The 2,810-nt window shown below is 61.6% G+C and carries 1 protein-coding gene and 1 pseudogene; both read left to right on the forward strand.

Annotation, left to right across the window (positions count from 1 at the left end; translation table 11 throughout):
* Positions 1–2,327, forward strand: a 2,327-nt coding sequence (locus AC2VNK_RS03360; protein ID WP_486882794.1) for an error-prone DNA polymerase, incomplete at its 5' end; no start/stop codon positions are given.
* A 192-nt stretch (positions 2,328–2,519) separates the two neighbouring features.
* Positions 2,520–2,810: pseudogene (locus tag AC2VNK_RS03365) on the forward strand (thiol:disulfide interchange protein DsbG); the annotation flags it as partial.

The raw sequence follows: 2,810 nt of genomic DNA on the forward strand, positions 1-2,810 counted from the left end.
TGCGGGTGGCAGAGCGTTGTCAGTTTTCTTTAGATAGTCTCGTTTATCGCTACCCCGATGGCACTTGTCCCGCAGGCCAGCAGCGGGATGATTATCTTGCCGAACTGGCTAGGCAAGGCCTGCAACGGCGTTATCCCGAAGGCATTGCCGCGGCGGTCGCTGCGCAAATGGAGGAGGAACTGGCACTGGTGCGGGAACTGGATTACGCCGGCTATTTCCTGACCGTCCACGATATCGTTCGGTTCGCCAAGGGGCGCGGTATCCTCTGCCAGGGCCGGGGCTCGGCGGCCAATTCGGTCATTTGCTATGCCCTCGGCATTACGGAAGTCGATCCCAGCCGGATGCAACTGCTTTTCGCGCGCTTCATTTCCCGCGACCGCCGCGAGCCGCCGGATATTGACGTGGATTTCGAGCATGAGCGCCGCGAAGAAGTCATCCAGTACGTGTTTCAGCACTACGGGCGGGACCATGCCGCGCTGACCGCCACCATCATCCACTACCGGCCGCGCAGCGCCATGCGCGATGCCGCCCGTGCCCTCGGTTTTGCGCCGGTCGAGATTCAGCGCCTCACCCAAGGTCTGGCCTGGTGGGATGGTCACCAGATTCGCCCGGAGCGTTTGCAGGAGCAGGGCTTCGACCCCACCAGCCCGACCATCCAGTGCCTGATCACCGTGGTCAATGCACTGGTCGGCTTCCCGCGTCATCTCTCCCAGCATGTCGGCGGTATGGTGCTCTCTGCGACTCCCCTCAATGCCCTGGTACCCATCGAACCCGCCGCCATGGCAGAGCGCACGGTGATTCAGTGGGACAAGGACGATCTCGACGTCCTTGGTATCCTCAAGGTCGATATACTCGCGCTGGGGATGCTGAGTGTGCTCCGCCGCGCCCTGAGCCTACTGCATCTGACCCTGGCCGATATTCCCGCCGAAGACCCGGCTACCTACGCCATGCTCCAGCGCGGTGAGAGCCTGGGCGTCTTTCAGGTGGAATCGCGGGCGCAGATGAGCATGTTGCCGCGCCTCAAACCCCGCTGTTTTTACGATCTGGTGATCGAAGTCGCCATCATCCGCCCCGGCCCTATCCAGGGCGATATGGTGCATCCCTATCTGCGCCGCCGCCAGGGGCTGGAGCCGGTGCGCTATCCCGGCCCGGAAGTAAAAAAAGTGTTGGAGCGCACCCTGGGAATCCCTATTTTTCAGGAGCAGGTGATGCAGATCGCCATCGAGGCCGCCGGTTTCAGTGGCGACGAGGCCGATGGCCTGCGCCGGGCCATGGCGGCCTGGCGACGTAAGGGGCATCTTGGCCCTTACAGCGACCGCCTCATCAGTGGCCTCCGTCAACATGGTTATTCCGAGGCCTTCGCCCAGCGCCTTTGCCGACAGATTCAAGGTTTCGCTGAATATGGTTTTCCCGAATCCCATGCCGCGAGCTTTGCCCTGCTGGTTTACGCCTCTGCCTGGATCAAGTGCCACCATCCGGCCATATTCACCGCCGCGCTGTTGAACAGCCAGCCCATGGGTTTTTATGCCCCCGCCCAGATTGTGCAGGAGGCCCGCCGCCGTGGCGTTGAGGTATTGTCCGTGGATATCTGCCACAGCGACTGGGACTGTAAGGTGCAGGATGGCGTGCTGCGTCTGGGGCTTTGTCTGATCAAAGGCCTGTCTCCCAAAGAGGCAGAAAAACTCCTGCATTGGCGAGCGCAGGGCGGTGCACTGCACAGCGAAGTACTTCGTCATAGCCTTGACCTGTCCGCCATCACCTTGGACAGACTGGCACGTGCAGGGGCTTTGTCCAGCATGCAGGGGGACCGTCATCAGGCCCTGTGGGCGGTGCAGGGCAGTCTGCCCGCACCCACTGTATTGCCAATGCCGGTCGTACCGGAGCAGGCACCCGCCCTCCCCGTCGAAACGTCTGCCGCCGCCTGTGTTGCCGACTATCAGCAACTGGGTCTGAGCCTCGGTCCCCATCCCCTGCATTTTCTGCGCACGCGGCTCGGCCAAAGTGGCTATCGCAGTATCGCCGAGGTGCGCATGCAGCACCACGGCCGCCCGGATCGTCTCGCCGGTCTGGTCACCCACCGGCAGCGTCCCGGTACAGCCCACGGTACGGTATTCCTGACCCTGGAAGACGAGTCCGGTATGATCAATGTCATCGTCTGGCCGCAAAGGGTCGAAGGCTGGCGGCGACCGCTGCTGCAGGGCCGCCTGCTGGGTATCGGCGGCCGGCTGGAGCGCCAGGGTGCCAGTCTTCATTTTATCGCTGACGCCATGGAGGACCTCAGTCCCTGGCTGGGTACACTGAGTACATGCTCCCGGGATTTTCATTAGTCCCGCTACCATAATCAGCGGGGGCGCTCCGGCATCATTTATTCTGATGGGAAACAAAGGGTGGATACACGGTCTCTCTGATCAGGGCGGCTTTACCAGGACGGGGTCGTCTGGCTTTTACCATGGGCACCGGTTTAGAATCCCAGCATGTTGTTGTTACATCCCACCAAAACATAAGGACAGCATTCACTCATGGAGAAAAAATCCATCGCGTTGGCCGCAGGCCTTCTTATCATCGGAGGCCTTACCGGCGCCGTCGTGGAACGTTTTGCGGTAATGCCCGATATGGGAGCGGGAGTCAGCCTCGGCGCTGCGGCAAGCTTGCTGGAATCCGTGACCCATGGGCAGGCCAAGGCCGAGAAGGTGTTCCCGGGCCCCGGTGGATTAACGGGGATCGAAGCGACTCTGCAGGGACATCCGACCGTTGCCTTTGCCACCGCGGATGGCAAATATCTGGTTGCCGGCCCGGTCCTGAATACGCAA

Source organism: Acidithiobacillus sp. TH-A35, assembly GCF_057473505.1.